The following is a 21,502-nucleotide window of genomic DNA, read 5'->3' on the forward strand; positions in this document are numbered from 1 at the left end:
AAACGCAGCTGCGCACAGGGTTGTCGCGAAGTTCGGTGTATGCCCGCATGAATTCCGCCGACGCTGCGTATGCCAGCAGTTTTCCCTTGCCCGCCGCTGTTTCCGCAAAGGGCAGTTCCGTGAGCAACCGGTGGATTGGGGCTGAGGTAGATCCGTGGATTGCCAATCGTCCTCGCACCCGCGCGATTGTCGGCCTGAAGGGAGACCAGGAATGAATGTTCGTACTCGAAAAATCTTGTCGCCTCATGATCGACTCGCGCTTATCAACCTGGAATCGCTTTCTCTGACGAAACGATGCGTGCGTGACGACAAGGGCTGTGTATTCACAACCGGCGTGGTTGCACATTCCTTGGGCGTTGACGAAGCGCAGGTTCGAGCCTTCACTGACAAGCGAAGCGCGGATTACGATCCCGAGTTCCCTACCCCGCGTGGTGGTTCTTTCAAATATCGCGGCAAGGTTCATCACTTCTGGTTCGCGCGAGATCTATTGGATTACTGCCAGTCGCTCATGAACGGCCTTAGCGAGGTGCAGACCAAGCCCAATTTTGATGTGCGCTGCTGGTCTGAAAAGGGGGCGCGGTCATGATTGGCAAAATACACAGCGATAAGAAAAGAGTAATCGTGTTCGATGAGCAGGCGGCATTGGCCGCGCTCGCGCACGTGAAAAGTGCTGATGACGAAAAGCGTGAGGCTTTCCCGCCGTGCGTCAACTTCGTCCAGAAGGCCCGTGAGAAGGAGGTCTCGTGGGACAAGATCGCCAAAGCGATATTCGAGCACGGGGGGCCGAAGCTCACGGGCATCGAGGTCAGTAGATTTTTTCAGGAGGATGGCCGGGTGGATCCGTCATCGCGTGCAATACGCAAGGCCAAAAAACGCAAACCGGACAGCCTTGTGCAAGCAGCTCTTGCAACGCTCTCCGCGCAGTCACCGCAGAAGCCGCAGGGAGGTGGCGCATGAGCGACAATATCGACTTCAATGTGCCGCTTTTGCTCGCACCCGAACCTGTTGCCGGGCATTGTGAGAAACCGCCGTTCCCTGATTTTGACCCCGAAGACGAAACCTATCCTTGGGAAGCCTTGCCGCAGACCATGAGAGGTGCCGTTATCGAAATTTGCAAGAATGACGGACTGGCGGTGCCCATTGCGGCACAGGCAGTGTTGTCTGCCATTTCGGTGGCATGCCAAGACCTGATTTGGATGAATCGCGGCATAGCGAACGACCACAAATCGGTTTGTTCGCTTTTCCTCCTGACCGTGGCGGATACGGGGGCGCGCAAGTCCCGCGCGGACCAACTGGTTGTCAAACCGATTGAGGCATACGACCTTATCAGGCGCTCGGTGTTCGAGGCGGAGACGACTGCCTACGAACTCGACCGGGCCGCATCGCAACGAAAAATCCGTGAACTGGAAAAGGCCGAAGGGCAACTGCTTCGCAAATCCAAAACGCTGTCTATAAGTGAAGACGCAGAGACAAAGAGACTCGCGAAGAAGGCGGGCGACAAGGCAGAGGAGGTGACGCGGGAGCTTGCCGAACTCAACCGGGAAGTAATCCAACGCCGTCCGCCGCGATTGCAGCGGGTCTTGTATTCGAAAATTCCGATACGCCAGCTTGAACAGAGCCTAGCGCAGAATTGGCCGGCTGTCGGACTGTTTTCGGACGAAGCCGCCGGGATTCTCAATTCGAAAGGCGAATCCGACATGGCGAGCCTAGATCGCCTGTGGGATGGCGGCTCGATTGATGTCGTCGGCCGCACGAAACAGGAAAGCTTTTTCGTCCATGACCCGCGGCTAACCCTATCGCTCATGGTGCAGCCAATCGTATTTGACCGCTTCGTGGAGCAAAAAGGGGAGCTCGCAAAAGGCATCGGGTTAATGTCCAGAGTACTTTTATCGAGGCCGGATACGCCCTATGGAACGCGCATTTTTAAAAGGCCAGAAGACCGTTCGACTGTGTGGATCGACCGCTTTAATAAGCGGGTTCAGGCGTTTCTTTCGCACTCCCACGCGAGCATCGAAGAGCGGGCGGAAAACAGAGAGACGTTGTACTTCGAGCCTGATGCTCAAAAATTCTGGGAGGAGATGTACAACGGTATTGAAGTTGGTATGGCAACGAAAGGGAAATTTGAAAATGAGCGAGAGTTTGCCAATCGTTTCGCTGAGCACGTCGCAAGATTGTCAGCACTCTTTCACTTTTTCGAATGTGGTGATATGGACAACCCGGCTGGCGCTGGCTTGGCAATTCCGAAGTCAACGGTCGAAGCAGCCTTCAAGGTAGCGGAATGGTATCTCAATGAATTCAGGCGGGTGTTCAACCAGGAAACCCGGATGCGCGAGATGGCCGGGTACGTGCTAACGAAGTTCAGGGACATGCTGGAAAGCGTAAATGGTGGCCCTCTGGAGGATCTGCCTGGCGATGTCAGGATGGTTTGTGACGTGCCCGTGCAAGATCTGCGCGCCAATTGTTCACGATATGGACTGAAGAAGATCGAGAATTTCAGGCCGGTGCTGGACTGGCTTCACGCTAGAGGAAATGTGCTCGTCCGGGAAGCCGAATCCCGCGCGACAAGCAGGGCGTCTGCCCCGCCGAAGAGGAAGCCAGAGTCGGTCGAAATTAGGTACCGCGTGGGCGGCGACAAGTACGAGTTCTTTTTTGATCTAGATAACCGTTGGCTCCGTTCCCGCTCCCGGTAGTGGATTGAAGATCTTTTTTTGAATCAGAACGCACGAAAACATCGCCTTTTTCGCCTTTCCGGGGTGAGAAAGGCGATTTTCTATGCCATGCGGCCTCGAATTTTTCGGGAGCGCCCCGTCACGGCATTGCACTCGACTATCGGTCGGGCCACCTGCATGGGTGCGGAACGGACGGCTTTCTTCAGGCGCTTGCTCATGCATCACACTGTTTGAAGGCCAAGAGTTGCCTCGAAAGTTGCTCAGGAAATGCCTTGACTGTTGCTGCTCGCGACGAAATTATCCGATCTGGAAGTTGGTGTGCATGGCGATATTGATGCTGCGCGGTGCGACACAGCTCCCTTCTTTTTTGCTCTCGACTTGTTGCACATTTGGCGGAGTGGAAAATCAGACTGAATCGCTTTGTTTATCGGTGATGCGAATGTTGTCCATGCAAAAAGTATTGCTCGTGCATCCATGTCGCCGTTCATCTGAAATTGCAGTGCCTATGTAATAGGGTTTTAAAAGGAAATAGCTTTTAAAAGAAATTCCGCAGACTAAAAAAAATATATTCGATACACCGTCTGCAAGCAACATTCATCGACAGCAAAAATATTTACAAAAAAAGACCATCTATCAAGAGAAAAGTTAATTAATGCATGTTGCATGCGGCATCGAGTATCATTAATTCGGAAAAAACTAAATCAATAATTTTCTACCATATGGCTTGATCAGTTGATGTAACAACCAACGAGGTCAACCATGTCTGATAGAACGAAAAAATATTGGCTCGATAGAGACGATGATTCCAATACCCAGAGACGCAAGAAGCAACGCTTCGATAGATGCAGAATCAGGAACTTGAATTTTGAGTTGGAGATGCTTGATCGCCGTAAGAGCTATCAGATCCTATTCATCACGCTGGTTGTCAAGAAATATCTTCGTGACGATGTAAACTTCGAAACGATGCAGATACTTCGTCGTAAATTGTTTCAGCGTATCAAGGATGCGACTCGTGGAATCCTGTCTGAGATTCATGGTCTGATATGGCGGCAGGAGAGCGGTGGTAACGGCGATGAAAATCATCACCTACATCTGGTCGTTTTCGTTTCAGCCAGTCGTCGTGACCACGTAACGGCTTGCGATGAGTTGGGAGAGTATTGGGTAGCGTTCACGCGTGGCTGGGGCGACTACGACAACGGCAATCGCTATGCGCATTCCTACAAGAACAAATGGGGCGTAGCTGTGGGCTATCTTCACCGCGATGACGAGGAAAAGCGTGAATCGCTGCGTAAGGTCATTGGTCTGTACATGAGCAAGGTGACGCAGGCTCCTCTGGATCGAGACGAGGACGACAAATTGAGTGGGAGACGGAAGTTCGGTGCTGACTGAGGGGAGTCTGTGACCTTGACTGGATTGTCCTGCCCAATGTAGTTGTCGACGCATTCGGGCAGTAGTGCAACCTGCTTGCGGTCATCACCTTCAGCGAATCGCTTGATGTGTAGAGGTCGGGGCTCGATATGACAGTCACCGTCAGATCAGGTCCCGCGCAACCGAGGCAAGGGGCGGTATCCGACCCCGATGCGGACATCTGAAGTTGCGAGGAGCGGGCACTCACGTATTGCCTGTAGGCCAGGAATGATGCCGCCCTACGCCTGCGCGGTGATTTGGCAGGTCATCTTCATTTCAGCGCACAGTGCGCTTGCAATATCGATGTCGAAGCCGTTCAGTTGGCCAGATGCGTCCTTGAACGATCCCGGAGGATGCTTTCGTTCGGTTGGTGTTTGGTAGAATTCTCGGTCCAATTGTGGGCGCAACCGTCAACGTGAAATCATGAGCAGAACCGTTTTTTGGTCGTGGCAGAGCGACCTTCCCGCAGCAACTACCAAAGACTTCATCAAGGATGCGCTCGCTCAGGCCATAGAAAAGGTTGCCGAGGAGCTTCAGCTAGAGGTGGCGGACCGTCTCGAGTTAGACCATGACACCAAGGGCGAAGCAGGACTGGTTGAAATCGTGGCCACGATTTTCCGGAAGATAGACGACTGTCAAATATTTGTTGCCGATGTCACTCCGGTTGCCGAGGTCAAGAAAGATACGGCGACGAAGAAGATTCCAAATCCCAATGTCATGATTGAGCTGGGCTATGCCATCCGTGAAGTAGGCCCGCAGCGCGTTATTACCGTTGCTAACCTAGCGTTTGGCGGCAAACCAGAGGAACTGCCGTTCGACTTGCGGCACAGGCGTGGGGCTATCACCTATCACCTCGACAGTAAAAAGAACCCTGCTATCGAAAAGATTCGAAATGGTCTTGTTGGACAGCTTGTTGCAGCGCTTAGGACGAATTTGGCAGCGCCGAGAGAAGACCAGTTGATTCGCAATCCAATGCCGTCGCTGTCGGTTGAGGTAGCCGACGATATCCCGAAAGTCTTTGTCGTTCGGCAAGATGTACAACTGACCGATGTGCCGTCGCTAGCTGACGTCATGGCCAAGACACCGTTGAGAACAAAGGCTCAACAGGATGAGCCCGAGTCGCCGTTTGAAATGCTTCGTTCGGGGGCGTTGATTCCGTTCGGGGGGCCGCGCGTTAAGCGATTTGGAGAATGGACAGAGGAGGAACTCGAGGGATACAACATGCGCGTGAAATGGTACTACAACAGCTATGGGAAGTACCTCGATAAGCTCAAGGAGCACAGGTTGCTTCTACAGCGCACCGTGCATATCCAGCTCGCTGTTGTAAACCGAGGAACACGGCCTGCAACAGATGTATGGGCAGGAGTTACATTCCCGGACGGTGTTCTGGTCTACGAAGACGATGATTTACCAAAGGGCCCAGAACTACCGGAACCTCCGCCTCTGGCGCCCCATGGATTCATAAGCTCGACGACAGTACACTCCCCGCAGCTCGATAGTTCGTATTTGAGGGAAGGGCCACGGATCGGCGACGACCATAAAGCCATCGCTTTCCGAGCGGGAAAGATTCAACATGGGTTTCGGAAGATTTTCAAATCGTTCACGATTGTGATGAGCACCCAGGCGGATATCCATTCGTTCGAGGTTGGCTATCGAGTCGGAGCAGATGAACTGCCACGGCAAACAACTGGCAATTTGTACTTCGAAGTGCAACAAGCCGAGTAGGCCCCGTCGCCTCACACTCCAAGATATACAGGAAGAGCGGACTGCCACCGACATGAAGCCTCGCTGATTGGTGCGCTCTTGGCCGACTCCAGCCGGTATTGCCCCCACGGGAATCCGCGAAGAACCAAAAAAAATGCCGCCTATACTGGCGCGGCACGTTGTTCTGGTTCAGCCGGTTTGATCAGGATGCCGACGGCTGCTGACCGGGGACGATGTTGTCCGGGATGTTGAGCACGGCGTGAACGTGATCGTTGCCACGGTGGCTGAGCAAATCGCCCATCGTCTGGTTCCAGTTTCGGTCAAGACGCGAGGTGCTGCCGTCCTGCTTCGCCAGCTCGACGCCCGACCACGCGGGCACGACGTCATCGTCACGCACGTACCACTGGAACACTTCGCTCACCCCGGTTACGCCGCCGTATGTTTTGTCGATCTGCGCGAGCGTATCCTTTTCCTGCTGCTCGAAACGAGCGCGCTCCTGCTGCACTCCGGTCTGGTTGCTCCTAGCATCGTCTAGTTCCCGCTGCGCCCGCTCGACGGCGGACTGAGCCGCGTCCATTTCGCTTGCGCGATTGACGAGCCCCTGTTTTAGCGCTTCCGGCGTATCTGCCGGCGGCGTGCCGTTGGCCTGCAACCGCGCGAGTTGGCTCTGAGTGTCGGCAAGCTGTTTCTCTAGAGCCTCGGGATTCTGGATGCTCCCGGCGGTCTGATCCAGACCGTTGTAATAACCCTGGAAATCGTGCTGCGTATCGCCGATCTTCTGCTGACGGAATGCAGCAAGCAGCGCCGCGCCGTTCTTCAGCTCACAGCGGTATTCCACGACCGTGCGGTTCGTGTCGTCCTTGAACTTGCGCCAGTTCTCCTTTTCGCAAGAGGCCCGGTTCGAGAGCGCTGTCTTGTAGGTATGGGTTGAGTCCTGCGGAATGGTTGTTGCGTTGACTGTATCGATCTCGGAATGACCGCAACCGGCCAGGGCCGCGCTCAGGCACGCCGCCGCAGCAAGCGTGGTGAAATTCGTTTTCATCGGTAAATGTGAAGAGAAAATGAAGAGCGCGGCTCATGGAATCGCGTTCGTCAGATAGAGAAAAGCGCAGCAGGCTCGAACAAGCAGCCGCTGCGCCGGGAAGATGCCGCCGTACCCGCCGAAACATCGGAGCACGGCTAACCAAAGGCTTATTGCGATATGCTCAAAATGACGTTGTTGAGGTCTTTGGTCGGGTCGTAGGCCAGATCGGTCGAATCCTTATCGCTGCTGGTTTCTACGGTGGCGTAAGTCGTTTTGCGGCTGTTCGGGTCGGTGTATTTGTAGAGCCTGCTACGGGCGACGGAAGTGCCAATTGCGACGCCGCTGGCAGTCTGGCGAGCTTCTACATTGCCGGCCTCGCTAAAATCTGCGTCGGCAACAGCGTCGCTTGATCCATCGCTATAGGTCACGATGAGGCCGGTCGCGGTTGTCGTGTAGGTGATGCTGTCCTTCGTGCAATCCTCGTAGGTCTCCCAGCTGTTGTTCAGCAGCGCGCTCTTGATTTCTGCGAGATCGGTGACTTGCGTGAAGTCCGGCGACACGTAGATGTAGAGCGAGTGCTGCGCGTTGCTGGCCTGCCCCTTGCCCGACACGCAAAGCGTGCCGACGCGATTGCCGAGCAGACTGACGATGCCGGTGAACGGCGTAGTGCCAACCAGTGTGAGATTGCCGGTCGTCGCGTCGGCGCTGACCTCCGCCGACAATGCGCCGCGCAGCGGATCGGGGATCGACAGCACCGTTTTGCCGTCGAGATTATTCGACCAGCCGGCACTGAAGGACGTATAAGGCGTGGTGAACGCCGTGGTGCTAAAGGCTGCTAGCGTCAGTTCTTGGCCACCGGCGGTGTGCGTGACCGCATCGGCTTGCGTCAAGCCGGCAGCATTCAGCGCCGCCGCATACTGGTCAAGCAGCGCGTCATTGGCATCGCCCACGCCGAATTGCGAGTTCAGCGGATTGAAGCCGCTCGCAATCGTCAGCTTGCCCGGCAGCGTTGCAATTGCCGTCTGGACCTTCGTGAGTGCGCTCGCCAGATTTTCGGCCGTGATCGTGCTCGACAGCGTGCTCGACGTAGCGCCATCTAGCGCCGCTGCATTGCCATTCCCCAGCACGCCGACAATCAGATCAGTCAGCGGGGTAACGTTTGTTGTGCCGGGAGCGGAGGCGACGGAGTGCAGCGCCGACGCGAGTGCTGCACCGTTCGCCTGCCCGCCCGACACCTGGGCGACGCACGGGTAGTCTGCCGACTTCAAGGTAACGGAATATGTGCCATCAGCGGCGGTCGTCGCCGACGCCGTTGCACCCGACGCGCATTTGAGCGAAACGGTGCCTCCAACGATCGCCGAGCCGACCGCGGCCGTACCGTTCGTTGTGACGCTTGGGCTACTGGTGCCCGAATTGCTGCTGTTGCCCCCGCCACAGGCGACGAGCGCCGCGCACATGGACGCGCCGAGCGCGAATTTCGTGATCCCCGTATTGAGCTTGTTTTTCTGCACGGCGTAGCTTCCTCAAGTGGTTAAATGTAGTGTTTACTCGACAAAGATGGGTGCGGGATAGCTTGGATGCGAGCCCACAACCCTCAGTATCGGCTATATGCGGAAAAAATGAAGTGTATACACGACATTAAGTGTAGAGTTTAGAGCGTCGTGAATCAGTCGACGGGCGGGCATCCTGCACGCCATGACTGCGAAGCGCCCAACTCCTCCTGTAGCCCGGCCCGCCCCGATCTCGATTGCCCTCGGCAGGCGGGTCAAGGAATGCCGGCATGCGGCCGGGAAGTCGCAGGAAACGCTTGCCTTTGAAGCGCACGTTGATCGGACATACATCTCGGCGATCGAGAGGGGTATTGCCAATCCGTCCGTCGAGACCCTGGCGAACATCTGCCATTCATTGAACGTCACGCTGGCGTCGCTGTTTGCGCCGCTGGACGGTGTGTCGCTGGCACCGACCGGCGAACGCCGGGCGAATGCGGCGACGCCGCCAGAGATCAAGCGCAGCAGGCTCCGGTAAGCATTAGCCGCTTTTCCGGGATGCAGCCGGGCCCAGTTTCTGGACGAGGACAGGCGTCAATAGTCCTCCGGTAGCAGTATCGTCGTGACCGAACGGTCGGCTTCGGTGATCAGCCAGACCTTGGTGCCGCCCGGTATCGCATAGCTCGAAAGCAGCCGCCTGCCGGAGAGCAGCGCGAGTTCATTGGCGGCCCGGTCTTCGGCGGAGAGTTCGCCCCAGTCGCCGTGAATATGGCGCGCCAGAAGCCGTACCGGATGAATGTCGGCGGCATCGAGGGCGGCTTCGGCCGCAGGCGTGATGGCAGGACGACCCATCGGGAAGCGTGGTCCGTTTTCGTAGCAGCTCATGCGCGTACCTCCTGCACGTAACCCAAAGAAGGCCAGACCGGATAGCGACGAGTCGCGGGCGCGTCCTTGCGTGCCGCGCTGTCGGGCACGACATCATCAAGATGTTCGATGGTCGTGTTCGAGCGATCCCACTCGGTGATGACGAGAATGCGGGTCTGGTCTGGCAGACGGTAGAGCGAGATCAGGCGCAGGCCTGCCGCAACTGACAGGTCGTTCTGCTGGCAGTCCTCGTCTGACACTGAGCCCCAGTCGCCCGCCACATGCCTGAGTAAAACACTGACGACGGGGATGCCGTTCGCACGGAGTGCCGTGAGCACGTCCGGCGCGACGAGCAGGCGTCCCGGACGGAAAAGCGGTTTGAGTCGGGTAGGCTGATTCATGACGAATTCTCCAGAAGACGGACGAGTACAGGCCTCCGGATCGACCGGATAGCGTGTCGCTGAAAGTGAGAAAAAAAGTAAGCCGGGCGCAGGACGCGTCCGGTGACGGGAGCTACCGCGCCTCGGAGGTGAGCGCGTTCGGGTAGTGCATCGCGAGGATGCGGTTCATCTGGTCAACCAAATCGATGCGGCTGAACGTCAGATGCTCGTTAACGTTCCTGTACTAGCGCAGATGGAAATAGCTGTTCGCGGCTTCGGTCTTCTATGCCGTTACGTCGGGTTCGATGAGCTGGCGACGCAGGGCGACCGCCTTCGCCTGGGAGCAACCCAGATGACGGCGGATATCAGCGACGGTCGGTCGGACGATCCCGGCTGCAACGTCGCGATCGAGTTGCGCCAGGTGCACGTCCGTGGATTCGGAGGTCGATGATGACAATCGCCGATCGTTTCGCTGGACGCGACTGTTCCTCATGCCGCTGCGACGGGGTGAGGCAGTTTTGCGACTAACGGCCGCATCGGTGTGACTTACCGTGACCGGCGCGACGACTGGATCGGGCGGGGGCGTCCCGTTTGCGACTGCCGCGACCGTCGGCGCAGTTGTGTCGGAAGAACCCGTTACCGTCGCGACTTCTGTTACGACGAGCAACGACGATGGCCGCAGTGCCAGCGTCCACAGCAGGCAGGCGACGCCCTCCAGTACCGCTGCGAAGAGCGCCCCGAACAGCAGGTCGATGCCTGCGACGGGTATGCCGAGTAACGCAGCGAGTCGCGACGTGACCGGATCGGCGCGTACCGCGTCGCGACGGGCTGTGGTCCGGTCGTCGTCGGCTTGCTGGCGTCGAATGTCGTCCGCTTCGGCGTTCAACGCCTCCACCCTGGCCGCGAGCGTCGTGCGACGGGCTTCCAGCGTCGCGCAGTTCCCAACGCAGTAACGGGCATGAGCCGTGGCGAGTTGTGCCGTCGCATTCGCCTGTTCCGACATGACTGTCGTGAGACTACGACTGGATACCGGAACGGGAGGTGCGGGGACAGCCGACACCCGCAGTTCCCCCGCATGCTGCTGGGCAGTCACGAAGAAAACCGCATGGCCGATACACGCGGTGATCAGGGATGCTCCCCATAGCACGCTACCTATGCTGCGGACGAGGAACGACGATTCCCGAAGTAGTGCCGGTAACAGGTGCGCGCTCGTGACGAGCACCAGGCCGATCGCCACCCAGGCGACTCGCTCCGCCAGTGATCCGCCACGCTGCCAGCCGGCCAGAACGGACAGGCTGAGCGCGGTTGCCGTCGCTACAACTCCCAGGGCGAGCGCAGTGCGACGCGTCATGCTGCCTTGCCGCCGAGCTGCGCGGCCCTGCGTTCCATCTTGTCGCGCAGCGTTGACGGCGGCGGCCCGCTTGCCGCTGCGGGGGATGCGGGGGCTTCGTGCGGCGCGTCACCCGGCGTTTCCTGTGGGTAGAACTCGTCCACGGCTGCGCCGCCATCCTCGATACTCTCCTCGAATGCGCCGTTACTGAGCCCGGCGTGCGCGGCGGTATCGAGTGCCTGTTGGTCGAAGCCAGCGGCCTTGCGCCGGGCGTCGAGTTCGCGCGCTTCGGTAATTGCCGCTTCGAGCCTGCTACCCGTGCGCACGCCGAGGTCGACGTAGTAGATCGCGGAGCGGTAGCTTTGAGTCGTACTTTTTCCCCTCAACTTAAGTTCGAGCGGCAGGCAGGCGAGCAGGTTGCGCGAGACTGCGGAAAAGTAGTGCAGCCGTGCCGCTAATGTGCGGATCGAGTTGAAGCTCGTGGTCCTGAACACGAAAGACCCGAGTTCGTCTTCCTCGCCAATCAGCACATTGAGCCGCCCGTAGGGCTTGCAAGCTCCGGCCTGACCGAACGCACAGGCATCTGGCGACGGGCACGGCAATTCTTCGATACCTGAATCACCGGCACGACGGCAGGTTTCGCCATTGCCAACGCAGACAGGGCGTCCTGTCTCGCGGTCGAAGCACGAATAGTCGGCCCGAAGGTTCAGATCGGGATCGTTGAACAACATCCGGACGGGAATCGCGCGGAGCTTGCCGGGAACAGCCTTTCGCAGTTCCTCATTCAGCGGGTGCAACAGCCACTCCCCCCTATTTTGCACTTGGGTCGTGAGGGTGAACTGGTCGTCGGCAGCGGGCAGGCGCTTGCCGTTCTTCTCGACAATGCGTCCGATACTGATGCGGCCCAAAACTGGCGGCGTTAGGGCAAGGCCCTTGAGCATGTCTGGCTCCTGGAGATTAAGTAGAGGGAATGGAAAAGCGGATCAGGTCGATACGAGAAACCGGCGCGAACCCGGTTTCGTGATCGCGTACTGCGTAGCAAACTCGGGGTGATCGGCGAGCAGGCGCTTGAGATCGACGCCAGAGCCGTCCTTGCTGCGTTTGAACGACACGGAACCCGTCTCGAACTGCGCCCGATCGGCCTCGGCCATGGCCTGCTGGATCTGCTGCTTGAGCTGCGACTCGATGGCTTGACGCGTTTCGATATCGGCCCGTACGGCGACCAGATCGGCGAACGTGGCTGATAGCGTCCGGTCGTCCGTGAAATCGACCGTGCCACCCGCGCCCGGATACAGGCAGCGGAGCGCGCGATCCGCCGATTCGGAGCCATCGGCGGGTGGCGGCGTATCGCATTCGACGTACTTCCAGAACGCGGCTTCTAGTTCGATCAAGCGAGCGATCAGCGCGTCGTCGCGCTCGATGCGGTGCACGTCGAGCTTCTGGCCGCAGAGCAGCACAGCAACGTCGGCGGCTTGCTTGCCAGACACGGCAAGCTGATGCTGAACCTGCAACTGCACGTATTCGGGCACACCGTCGCGCCAGAGCCGCGCACCGAATTCGCCTGCCGTCTTGCATTCGAGAATTTGAACGTCCGGCACGCTGACGACTTCGCGGTCGAGATTGGCGAGCATCCATGGAATCGTTGGATGGCGGAGCACGGCATTGATGCGCCTGACACGATTGCCGGTCTGCCTCGTATAGGAAGCGGCGACGATGGGTTCAAGCAGCGTGCCCCAGTACACGGGTTCGGTTGTGTCGTCGGGATTGGGCTTCGGCAGGTTCGCGTCTCGGCCCGTTTTTTCCATCCAGAGTTCGAGTTGCGATTTGTACGGTGAAAGCCCCACGGCAGCGGCCGCATCGGAGCCACCGACCCCGGATTTCCTCACTTCCAGCCAGTCCTCGCGCGCGAGGTCTTTCGTTTCGACAAGCCGTAGCGCCGGCCGATGCCGGCCGCGCCCGACCAATTCAGGCAAAGGCATTTTTCAACCTCCAGAAATGACGATGCCCGGCAGGAACGATCCCGGCCGGGCATGACATGAGTGATGGATGGGACTCATGCGATCATCTTCATGGCTTCGTCCCATGCGCGCTGCTTGATCGTGGCCCCCGTACCGAACCACGCAGCATCGCGTCGGTGGTCATCGCTGCGAGCGCGGCGCTGGTGATCCACGTACTCGGTGATGGAGTTCACCAGTCCCCATGCCGTCCCGGATGCCGAGGCCAGCGCCGCACCCATGCCTTTGCCAGCATAGAGCGACTGCACGGCCTTGATGGCGGAATCGTTGGTGGCGGGCACCGGCTGGCCCGAACCGACCGCGTAGGTCAGCACACGGCGGAAGAACGTTTCGACGGCGGCATCGTTTACCTTGCATTCGGACAGAGCTTTCATGCGGACCATGAAGCCGTCCCACGAAGAGATCGCGATGCCGAGCTGGCGCTTCACAGCGGCGGCATCGAATTGCGAACGGTGCGGCACCTTCACGGCTCCCGCTGAATCGCCAAGCGCGATTTGCAGGGTGTTATTGCACACGACCCTCACCGACGTGAATTGCGCCGTCGTGGCGAGCGTGCCGTCGCACGAGGTCGAGAGCAGCAGATAGCCGTTCACCGTATCCTTGCCCTTGAGCGACACGGATTGGCCGGTACGTGCCAACGCCCAGAGCTTTCTGCCATCGCGCAGTACGCCAGCAGTCTCCAGTTGGTAGCCGCCCGCCTCGACGAGATCGCGGTAGAACTCGATCAGTGCAATAGGCTGCACGACCTGATAGCGCGACGAGACGACGGACAGTGGCGCTTTCGTATCCGAGCGATAAAGCACCTTCTGTTCAGGGAAGGCGTGGATCGAACCGAGGTTGGTACCGGCACTGCCCGACACGTAGCGCACGTCGGCGGATTCGATCGTAAAGTCCATGCCGGCCTGTTTAGCCCAGACTTCCATGGGTTGGTTGGGGGCGAGCGGGTTGCCGAGGCCGTGCCACGGGGTCTCGTTGACGTAAGCCATGCTGGTGACGAGGTGCATTTGAAAATATCCTCATAGATAACGGGAAACAGAAAGCAAAAATGCCGATAGCCCCAGAGGGCTATCGGCATTGCCCATAAAAAGGGAACAGCGAAAACGTTGAGGTAGGTCAGGTCGTGCTTTGCTGGCTGAAGGCATAGCCACACGCCGAGCACTCGTAGTTGTCGAGTACGTGGGTGTCGATCTGCTCGCCGACGGCGGAACCGGCAGCACAGCCCGCCGCTCCTCCGAACAGCGCCCCCATCAGGGCACCGGCTAGTCCGCCGAAGATCGAGCCGACAGGGCCAGCGACTAGGCCGAGGGCAGCGCCGGCTTCGGCGCCACCGAGTGCGGCAGCGGCACTACCGGCAGCGCCAGCCGCAGCGCCCACGGCACCACCGGCTTTGCGAGCGTAGTCGCGCGTTGCAATGCGCGGCGAGTTACAGCGGGGACAGAAAAGAGAATGGTTCATGTATCAGCCTCGTGAGGGGTCAGGGAAAACGGCGTTGCCCAGGCATTCCGAATGGATGCTCAACGAGGTGATATATGTGTGAGATTTTTTGCGATTCGGGTACTGTGTCGGTCTGGTCTTGACCATAACCTGCCTCTTGTCACGAATGCCCGCATGACTGCCTGCTGCCGGGTATTCCGGGGTATCCAGCGAAGCACGAAGACCCCGTAGAGCTGATCCAACTTCGGCGAAGCGCGCGAGATCGCTCCGAAGCGTCAGCCTCGTAATTACCTGTCATGAAATCGACGATCTTGAATGCCGCCGAAAGCTTGCGGAGCCCTGACACCGCAGCCAAACCAGACCCACGCACGACGATGTTCGCCGGGGAGACTCTGCCTTCCCTCGCGGCGCACCACCGCGACATCGAAGCTATTCAGCTCACCATCGGCGTGCCGGAGGCCGTGGCCACCCAGTTCGAGAATGCTCGCAACCTCTATCTGTATGCATGGCACGTGTACCGCTTCTTTCCGGTGGCTCAAAGCCAGGCGCTTTTCTCACTGGAGCTTGGGCTCAGAGCCCGGCTTCCCGATCGACTACCTGAGCCGTATCAGCGTCCGTGGCAGCGGCAACCGATGCTTGCTGGCCTGCTCGGTTATGCGATAGACCAAGGTCTCGTCCGAAACGAAGGTTTTCGTCGTTGGCATCAGGCTGCAGAAGGCCGCGCGCGGCAGCGCCGATCAATGGAGATTTTCCAAGCTATGATCGACCAACAACTTGAAAGCGTGGAGATCGACGAGGAAGAGTCGATCAACATCACCCCGGACGATCAGAGTTGGGATCTGGTAAAGATATTGCGAAAGAGCCTTCCTGGTTTGCGGAACGAATTGGCCCATGGCTCGTCGATGTTGACGAACCAAGTGCTCGGAACCATGGAACTGGTCGCGGAGATCCTGTCCCAGATTTATGCGTTGGATTCGGGTACAACGGTCTCTGAGGCCGGCCAGGACTAACAGTGCGGCTGAACGGTATGTCGTCCGTGCATAACGGCGTCGCTTCCCATTTTCTGTCGGGCTCAACGTCGCTGAAAGAGACTGAGTTTTCCCCGAGCTACAGTTTCCGGGCCGCGCCTTAATTGGTCGGCTCGCGACGAGATGGAGCCGCTGCGTAACACGCAGACCATCGTCGCGTCTGATGCTGAGCGAGATGGTGAGATCATACTCCGGCGGGACGTGCGTGACGTTGCGCCTTCTTGAGGACGTTTCCACACGCGTCAACACGCTGAAATAGCGGATCGCGCCATTCGATCTTCGCAAGATGCGAGAGCGGGGTGTCCAGTTGCCCCTGGAAGCTTGGACCATTCTCGGTGACGACCCCAAAGATCTTCGCAGGACCTTCCCGATAGATTCCGACCAGTTGCGGCTCGCCACCCGAATAAGGGTCCTTGCCATTCCTGAGCGAATCACAGAACGCGCTGAACATCGTTCGGCTGGTATTGCCTTGATCGGACGCGTCCCAGATCTTTTTCATCTCGCCCAGGGCGTCGCTACCGGTGCCTGAGATCTTCAGGACCGCGGAACACACTGGCATCGGGATGCAGGCATGCGCGAGCTGCTTGAGCTTCGAGTCCCATGCGTAAGTGTTGAGATGAAAGGAGGAACGACCGGGCATGCCATGCCCGATACGGACGCCGTAGAAAATGGTGAAGTCTTCGTCCTTGATCTTAGGGTGCTTCTCAGCCTCCCGCAGAACCAGTATGCGCAACCAGTCGGCTCGCCCTTCGATCGACTTCTCGTCGTTGGGCGATCGAAGGCCCTTGTCGACCAGTTGGCACGCCTTGCTGATAATGCTCTGCGGTATTACAGCGTAGCCGGTGAATCCGAAAATCTCTGGCGCTACGCTTGATGCGTAGACCTTCTGCCCGCAATCCCAAGCGTTCTTCTTGTCCTTGTCCCACGACAAGCGGCTATCGCTTGCGAAGTACATTGAGGTCATGCCGCGGGAATCTGCCCCGACCCAAGCGACGAAAGTGGTCATGAAATTTTTACTGAGATTCTGAATTTTGCTATTATGCATTCGCGAACCCGCAACCCTCCACCATGAGCGCTCTGGCTCTAGAACTTTCATGATGGGGGGTATGGCTTGTCAGTGACCACCCCCCGGACTCCGGTCCGGGGGACGGCGGTTTCTGGCGTTGGGTGACTCCGGCTGTATCGCGTGCTTCCTAGGACGGGAAGCACGCCCCTCCCGCCATATGGGGTGCCGCTTTTCTGCGGATTTTCCCACTCAATGATTTCCGCCGCGATTTCGTGTCTAGCTACACGGCTAAAGTATCGGCAGTCGGCGGACATTCACGAAACAGACATTATCGCGGGATCGATTCGAGGTAGGGCGGCGGCGTGTCCCTTGTGGAAAAGAATACTTCAGCGGTCCAGTCCCCCATCCGATGCAGGTATGCGGTGTAGGGCAAGTTTGCGACGGCTGTAACTTCGATCGCGCGTGCGAGTAACAAGTAGAAGCGCATTACCAGATCCTGCTGACCATCCGCTGGCTGCGAAGCTACCCCGCGGGCGTGCATTGGATTTGGACAAACTCCCTCATCGCAGCAGTAGGTTAGCAGCCATTGGTCCATGGCAAGGGCTACGTTGGGCCAAAGATGAGCGTCTCGCTCGAGAACGAACTCCATCATCGTTTCAGTCGCTATCATGCGCGACAGCGACTTTCCCGTCACAAGGACAAACGTAAAAATTTGATGAAGATGATTCGCGAGTTGTTCAATTGGTTCACGCGTCGCCTGATCACGAGCACGTCCTCCGCCAGACCGATCCAGTTCCTTGACGGACTCGAGATTGAGCAGTGCGGCTCTGAATTGCTCGGTAGACGTTAAGGATGACTTGACCTGACCAACGGCGACGACTGATTCGCATGGAAAGTACCGAGTACCACCCACCGTTTCGAACCTCGGGCAACGAAAAGAATCCGCGATGATGATATCGACCTGCTCGCTGACTTTTTCATGGGCGTCGAAGACGAAACCGGTTGCGATCTCGAAGCGCTTAGGTAAATACTTTCTCAAGAACTCCCTTACGACCTCTTCGCGCTCACGACCCAGTTCTCCCGGATGGCTGACCAACTGTTGAGCAAGGTCTAATCGCATTCGCTCGGACGCTGAGGATAGTAGCTCCTGTAGCCGAAAGTTCCTAAGGCGTATTTTCTCACGCATTACTGGTTACCCAAAAGGGAAGCTGGTTGGCTTCCATTATTTTAAGTCGATTGGACTCTGTATGGCACTGGGCGTAGAGAGTTCTGGCCCATGCTGGACTCAATTTCGCTAATCTCTCTGCGATTGCACTTCCGCTATCGCTTGACGACCATATCGACGCTCCCGAAGCCTATTCCGCCATCAGCCGTCCGCGTTATTTGGACGGTGAGCTTCGAGAGGTATTTCGCAGGCGTCGCAATCCATCGCATGACCATCGCTTTTTCATCACCGCCTGGGATATCCTCCCCCCTCTCGTTCTGCAGTAACAAATCCTGTACGACGCCCGCGGCCAAATCCGGCACGCTGAGCAGATCGTCCAGGTGGCTTTTCTTGTCGAAGGACTTCGCAAACCCGACGACGTCGAGCTTATGCGACAGGTACATGCCAAGCACGCGGACTAGTATCTGCTGCGTATGCGTGAAGTCCCACTTCTTGCCGTCCTCGTTTATCAGATCTCTATCGCTGTACCAGAGTAACCTTTGGTTTTCGTGAGTCAGCAAGGATGCGAACGCCGCGATGATGTTGGCTACGCGAAGAACCTTTTCTGCTCCCGGGCCATGCCATTCTCCGAGGCCTTCTTCTTGCAGATGCTTAACCATGACCGGATGAGCCTGTTTCTTTTGCGCACCGAATACGGTCTCGATCCGCTTATCGATCGCGATGGTAATGATCGCGCCATGGATGAAACTATCGATCAACTGCAGATACTCGGGAAGCGCTCGTGCCTTGGCACCCGACGCAAGCTTTTTGTATGCGAACTCGCTGTAGTGTTCGAGCAGGCCGTACTTCTTTCGCAGTTCCCTCACCTTCTCTTCGAATGGCCCGACCTTGTTGTAGGCGAGGAAAAGGAACGAGTAGGTATAAAACCGCGCGCTCGCATGTTCGCCACCGAAATCGGACATGACGGCGATCTTGCTGTCGTCGGAGAAGTCCGGGAGCTCTCGAATCGATTGTTGAACGATCTGGTTCAAGAGATCTGAGAAGTATGGGTACTCGTCGGTGACCTTCGACAGCTTAAACGGCCCGCGCTTGTTGATTTTCTGCTCGAAGGGGGTGATCACGACGGAGAACTTCGACGGACCGGGCAAACCTGCTTCCGACAATTCCGCAGCTGCACCAATTATTGTCTTTTTGAATGGGGGCTTCATTGATCCCTTCCGCGCGCTCGGATTTTGGGGAACTGGCATCCAAGGATGCTGAAAGTCGTATCCTGTTGCGCAGTGTAGCGCAGCCTTAACGCCGACCTGGCATTCCCGGCTTGGCCCTCGGGGTGTTGTCCATGCCCTTCTTGCATGCGTTCACCCGAGCCTCTGCGTCCGACGTCAGCAAGTCGTAAATTCGGTTCGCCTTCGACATGCTGCTCCCTGCCCTGGGTATAGGGGTCGTTCTGGATCAGATTGCCCGTCGTTTAGTCAAGAACCCGGACGCGTCCGCGATACGGGCTGGCACCGTCGCTCGACGTCTGGTGGCCGGCTTGGCCGCCCGAACAACTCGTGGGCTGCGCGGTGACGACGGCTGGCGAAGGGGGCAAACTCGCGCCGCAAGCGGTCTTGTCGCCCTCGAATGCTGGGGACTTTTGTAGAGTTGGAAAGGAGAACGCGCGAGGTTCTTATCCGCTACGCATATATGGAGCAAGGGCCATGGTTTCCGCAACGCCCGTCCGCTTAAATTCGGCGGCCTATTTCGCGAGTTGAGCGAACTTGATATAAGGTGTGGACTGCGCTTAGTTCGCGCCGGGGTTAGTGCCCGCTCGTTCGCAGAAAGCTTTCGCGTGAGTCTCCGTTCGACTTTTGCATTCACACGTGGAGAGGGTTAGACGGTTGGCAGCGCTCGCTTCCATTTAATGCTGGCAGTGGGCGTGTTTCGGCTTTTTGCATCGGGCGGCGCTAGACAAGATCAAAAATGAATTAGAGGAAGTCCAATATGGGAGGCGTCGATCTCCAAGGGCTAGCCAGGGACTATTGGCACATCGGCTTGGTGGCCGTATTTCTGGTCATCATCACGATCGATTTCGTGGTCCGCTTTGTCGGTCAGTCGAACAAGTTGTCGCGAGAGCTCAAGCAGTCATTGACGGCGCTCTTGGCGATCCGCTCCAATATCAAGGGCGATATCACCGAGCTCGACGAGATCGGCGAGAAAGCGATGTCGGGGCCGGCGCTCAGCCATTTGTGGAGCGAATACCGTAAAACGCTGCACCCTCAAAAGAGAGCCGATGAGCACGGGCAGATCCTGCTTGTGCGTTGGCGCTCGACCGCCTTAGCCGAGAGCTTCTTCACCGAGCAAGCCGTCGTGGAGAGCCGCCTCAAGACGGAGTATTTCAAGCACCTTCCGGGAATTTTGACTGGTTTAGGGATCATCGGCACCTTCTTGGGCTTGATCAAAGGGCTGATTCACTTCGATGTGTCGATCGACCCGGCCAAGGCGCAAGAACAGCTCCGCGGTCTTGTGAACTCAGTGGGACATGCCTTCTTTGTCTCCGCTTCCGCGATTGGTTTGGCAATGCTGTTCACTTGGATCGAAAAGTCCTTGGTCACGGCGCGTTGTCGTCAAGTAGAGCAGTTGCGCGAAGTGATCGACAGTCTGTTTCAAGGCGGCGCGGGGGAAGAGTATCTCGAACGGCTCGCCATCTCGTCAGAAAACGCTGCCACCCAGTCTGCCCAGATCAAGGATGCGCTGGTCGCCGACCTCAAAGAAATATTGACGACGCTGGCCACCAAACAGATGGAAGCGCAGGCGCAGAACGTCGGGCAGATGTCGGTCGACATGGGCAAGGTGATTGCAGAGAGTCTCAGCGGCCCCATGGACGCGATCACCAAGGCCGTTCAGGGCGTGAGCTCAAACCAAGGCGAGGCCGTCAACAAGATGCTGACGGACGTTCTGGCGAGCTTCGCCTCGCAAATGCGCGAGATGTTTGGCGGGCAGATGGCGGGCATGTCTGAATTGATGGTCAAGGCAAGTGAATCCATGCAGGCCACTGCGATCCAGTTTGGGCAGCTCGCCGCGAACATGAACGCGGCAGGGACCAACACGGTCGACGCCATGGGCGAGCGTCTGGGCAAGGCGTTGGAGGCTATGGATGCCCGCCAGACGGCGATGAATGCCCAGATGGGGGCGTTCGTCGAGCAGATAAAAGCCTTGGTGTCAGAATCGCAGACCGAGTCGTCACAGAAGCTCAAAGACACGCTGACGGTGGTGGGTGACCAGGTCGCCGGAGTCGTTGAGCAACTCAGAAAACAGGCCGAGCAGGCCGCGGAATCTCAAGGCGAGCGTCATATGCGTTTTGAGCAGACGACGGGGCAGGCCATCGGCTCGCTGTCGAGCCAGGTCGAGAAGTTGCTAGCCCAATCGATGGAGACCAACAAATCGCTGCAAAACACGGTGGCAAGCCTCGCGCAAGCCACCGATAAAGCGATTTCTGGCATGAATTCCGGCGCCGAAACGCTCTATGTCGCCGCCACCGATTTCGCAAAGGCCGGTCAGGGCGTGTCTGAGACCATGCAGGCGTCGGTTGTCGCGACGGAGGCGATCAAAGCCGCCTCGGCCCAGCTCACCACTTCCACCGATGGAGCGCGTGCGATCTTTGCCGACTACGCAAAAACGCGCGACACCTTTGCGCTGATGGTCGCGGAGTTGGAGCGCACTTTCGAGAACGCCAAGCGCGACGCGTCGATGACGTCCGAAATCATAGGGCGCATCGAAACCGCAGCCCAGCAACTTGCCATCGCGCAGAAGCAATCCGAGGAATATCTCCAAGGCGTCAGCGAGGTCTTGGTCAAGGCGCATGAATCGTTCCGAGAAAATGTCGAGCGCACTTTGCGAGATGGAAACCGTCAGTTCCAGAGCGAGTTGTCGAGTTCGGTCCAGTTGCTGTCCGGGGCGATCAAGAACTTGGGCGACGTGGTCGACGACATTCCCGCTCGGAGGTGATA

The 21,502-nt window shown here is 57.8% G+C and carries 21 protein-coding genes; 8 read left to right on the plus strand and 13 right to left on the minus strand.

Annotated elements, in window-relative coordinates; translation table 11 throughout:
• Window positions 1–211: 211 nt before the first annotated feature.
• The 4 genes from BLV92_RS31335 (at window position 212) to BLV92_RS31340 (ending at window position 4,058) form a co-directional block, all read left to right on the plus strand.
• A complete protein-coding gene (locus BLV92_RS31335) occupies window positions 212–586 on the plus strand; it encodes a hypothetical protein (RefSeq protein ID WP_143040635.1) in 375 nt (124 codons plus the stop codon).
• Window positions 583–957: a hypothetical protein gene (locus BLV92_RS01415; protein ID WP_090541585.1), complete on the plus strand. Its 375-nt coding sequence runs from the start codon at window positions 583–585 to the stop codon at window positions 955–957. Before BLV92_RS31335 ends, BLV92_RS01415 begins: the two co-directional genes overlap by 4 nt.
• Window positions 954–2,690 (plus strand): YfjI family protein, encoded by a 1,737-nt coding sequence (locus BLV92_RS01420; protein ID WP_090541587.1) that lies wholly within the window; start codon window positions 954–956, stop codon window positions 2,688–2,690. The genes BLV92_RS01415 and BLV92_RS01420 overlap by 4 nt, the downstream gene beginning before the upstream one ends.
• 738 nt (window positions 2,691–3,428) lie before the next feature.
• Window positions 3,429–4,058 carry a hypothetical protein gene (locus BLV92_RS31340; RefSeq protein WP_143040636.1) on the plus strand — a complete coding sequence of 210 codons (630 nt, stop codon included), beginning with the start codon at window positions 3,429–3,431 and terminating at the stop codon, window positions 4,056–4,058.
• Between the two features lie 257 nt (window positions 4,059–4,315).
• Here BLV92_RS31340 and BLV92_RS33050 read toward each other — a convergent pair whose 3' ends face one another.
• Window positions 4,316–4,483, minus strand: coding sequence for a transporter substrate-binding domain-containing protein (locus BLV92_RS33050; protein WP_090541589.1), 168 nt, complete (start codon window positions 4,481–4,483; stop codon window positions 4,316–4,318).
• 16 nt (window positions 4,484–4,499) lie between these two features.
• Here BLV92_RS33050 and BLV92_RS01430 point away from each other — a divergent pair, with 16 nt between their 5' ends.
• Window positions 4,500–5,801 (plus strand): hypothetical protein, encoded by a 1,302-nt coding sequence (locus tag BLV92_RS01430; protein WP_090541591.1) that lies wholly within the window; start codon window positions 4,500–4,502, stop codon window positions 5,799–5,801.
• Between the two features lie 181 nt (window positions 5,802–5,982).
• On the opposite strand, the gene BLV92_RS01435 is transcribed toward BLV92_RS01430, so the two are convergent.
• Together BLV92_RS01435 and BLV92_RS01440 are read right to left on the minus strand one after the other, a co-directional pair.
• Complete coding sequence (locus BLV92_RS01435) at window positions 5,983–6,822, minus strand: hypothetical protein (RefSeq protein WP_090541593.1); 840 nt, start codon at window positions 6,820–6,822, stop codon at window positions 5,983–5,985.
• A gap of 149 nt (window positions 6,823–6,971) precedes the next feature.
• A complete protein-coding gene (locus tag BLV92_RS01440) occupies window positions 6,972–8,315 on the minus strand; it encodes a hypothetical protein (RefSeq protein WP_090729882.1) in 1,344 nt (447 codons plus the stop codon).
• A gap of 172 nt (window positions 8,316–8,487) precedes the next feature.
• Here BLV92_RS01440 and BLV92_RS01450 point away from each other — a divergent pair, with 172 nt between their 5' ends.
• The gene (locus BLV92_RS01450) at window positions 8,488–8,829 is read left to right on the plus strand and encodes a helix-turn-helix domain-containing protein (protein WP_090541598.1); all 342 of its coding nucleotides are present in this window, start codon (window positions 8,488–8,490) and stop codon (window positions 8,827–8,829) included.
• 56 nt (window positions 8,830–8,885) lie between these two features.
• On the opposite strand, the gene BLV92_RS01455 is transcribed toward BLV92_RS01450, so the two are convergent.
• The 7 genes from BLV92_RS01455 to BLV92_RS01485 all read right to left on the minus strand — a co-directional run bounded on the left by BLV92_RS01455 (window position 8,886) and on the right by BLV92_RS01485 (window position 14,335).
• Complete coding sequence (locus BLV92_RS01455) at window positions 8,886–9,176, minus strand: hypothetical protein (protein WP_090541600.1); 291 nt, start codon at window positions 9,174–9,176, stop codon at window positions 8,886–8,888.
• Entirely contained in the window at window positions 9,173–9,556 is a 384-nt protein-coding gene (locus tag BLV92_RS01460) for a hypothetical protein (RefSeq protein ID WP_090541602.1), read from the minus strand. Before BLV92_RS01460 ends, BLV92_RS01455 begins: the two co-directional genes overlap by 4 nt.
• 262 nt (window positions 9,557–9,818) lie before the next feature.
• The gene (locus BLV92_RS01465; protein ID WP_090541604.1) at window positions 9,819–10,886 is read right to left on the minus strand and encodes a hypothetical protein; all 1,068 of its coding nucleotides are present in this window, start codon (window positions 10,884–10,886) and stop codon (window positions 9,819–9,821) included.
• Window positions 10,883–11,806 carry a recombination directionality factor gene (locus tag BLV92_RS01470; protein WP_090541605.1) on the minus strand — a complete coding sequence of 308 codons (924 nt, stop codon included), beginning with the start codon at window positions 11,804–11,806 and terminating at the stop codon, window positions 10,883–10,885. Before BLV92_RS01470 ends, BLV92_RS01465 begins: the two co-directional genes overlap by 4 nt.
• A 42-nt stretch (window positions 11,807–11,848) precedes the next feature.
• Window positions 11,849–12,844: a YqaJ viral recombinase family nuclease gene (locus BLV92_RS01475; RefSeq protein WP_090541607.1), complete on the minus strand. Its 996-nt coding sequence runs from the start codon at window positions 12,842–12,844 to the stop codon at window positions 11,849–11,851.
• Window positions 12,845–12,918: 74 nt separating this feature from the next.
• Window positions 12,919–13,884 (minus strand): DUF932 domain-containing protein, encoded by a 966-nt coding sequence (locus BLV92_RS01480; protein WP_090541609.1) that lies wholly within the window; start codon window positions 13,882–13,884, stop codon window positions 12,919–12,921.
• Between the two features lie 109 nt (window positions 13,885–13,993).
• Entirely contained in the window at window positions 13,994–14,335 is a 342-nt protein-coding gene (locus BLV92_RS01485; protein ID WP_090541611.1) for a hypothetical protein, read from the minus strand.
• A 275-nt stretch (window positions 14,336–14,610) separates the two neighbouring features.
• On the opposite strand from BLV92_RS01485, the gene BLV92_RS32455 reads away from it, so the two are divergent.
• Entirely contained in the window at window positions 14,611–15,324 is a 714-nt protein-coding gene (locus tag BLV92_RS32455; RefSeq protein WP_244283729.1) for a hypothetical protein, read from the plus strand.
• 202 nt (window positions 15,325–15,526) lie between these two features.
• Here BLV92_RS32455 and BLV92_RS01495 read toward each other — a convergent pair whose 3' ends face one another.
• The 3 genes from BLV92_RS01495 to BLV92_RS01505 all read right to left on the minus strand — a co-directional run bounded on the left by BLV92_RS01495 (window position 15,527) and on the right by BLV92_RS01505 (window position 18,721).
• The gene (locus tag BLV92_RS01495; RefSeq protein ID WP_090541613.1) at window positions 15,527–16,348 is read right to left on the minus strand and encodes a hypothetical protein; all 822 of its coding nucleotides are present in this window, start codon (window positions 16,346–16,348) and stop codon (window positions 15,527–15,529) included.
• 328 nt (window positions 16,349–16,676) lie between these two features.
• Window positions 16,677–17,468, minus strand: a complete 792-nt coding sequence (locus BLV92_RS01500; RefSeq protein ID WP_143040637.1) for a DUF6602 domain-containing protein — start codon at window positions 17,466–17,468, stop codon at window positions 16,677–16,679.
• A 200-nt stretch (window positions 17,469–17,668) separates the two neighbouring features.
• The gene (locus tag BLV92_RS01505) at window positions 17,669–18,721 is read right to left on the minus strand and encodes a hypothetical protein (RefSeq protein WP_208862114.1); all 1,053 of its coding nucleotides are present in this window, start codon (window positions 18,719–18,721) and stop codon (window positions 17,669–17,671) included.
• A 775-nt stretch (window positions 18,722–19,496) separates the two neighbouring features.
• On the opposite strand from BLV92_RS01505, the gene zorA reads away from it, so the two are divergent.
• Window positions 19,497–21,500 (plus strand): anti-phage ZorAB system protein ZorA, encoded by a 2,004-nt coding sequence (gene zorA / locus BLV92_RS01510; protein WP_090541619.1) that lies wholly within the window; start codon window positions 19,497–19,499, stop codon window positions 21,498–21,500.
• The last annotated feature ends 2 nt before the right edge of the window (window positions 21,501–21,502 follow it).

This window comes from Paraburkholderia caballeronis (assembly GCF_900104845.1).
Taxonomy (GTDB): Bacteria; Pseudomonadota; Gammaproteobacteria; order Burkholderiales; family Burkholderiaceae; genus Paraburkholderia; species Paraburkholderia caballeronis.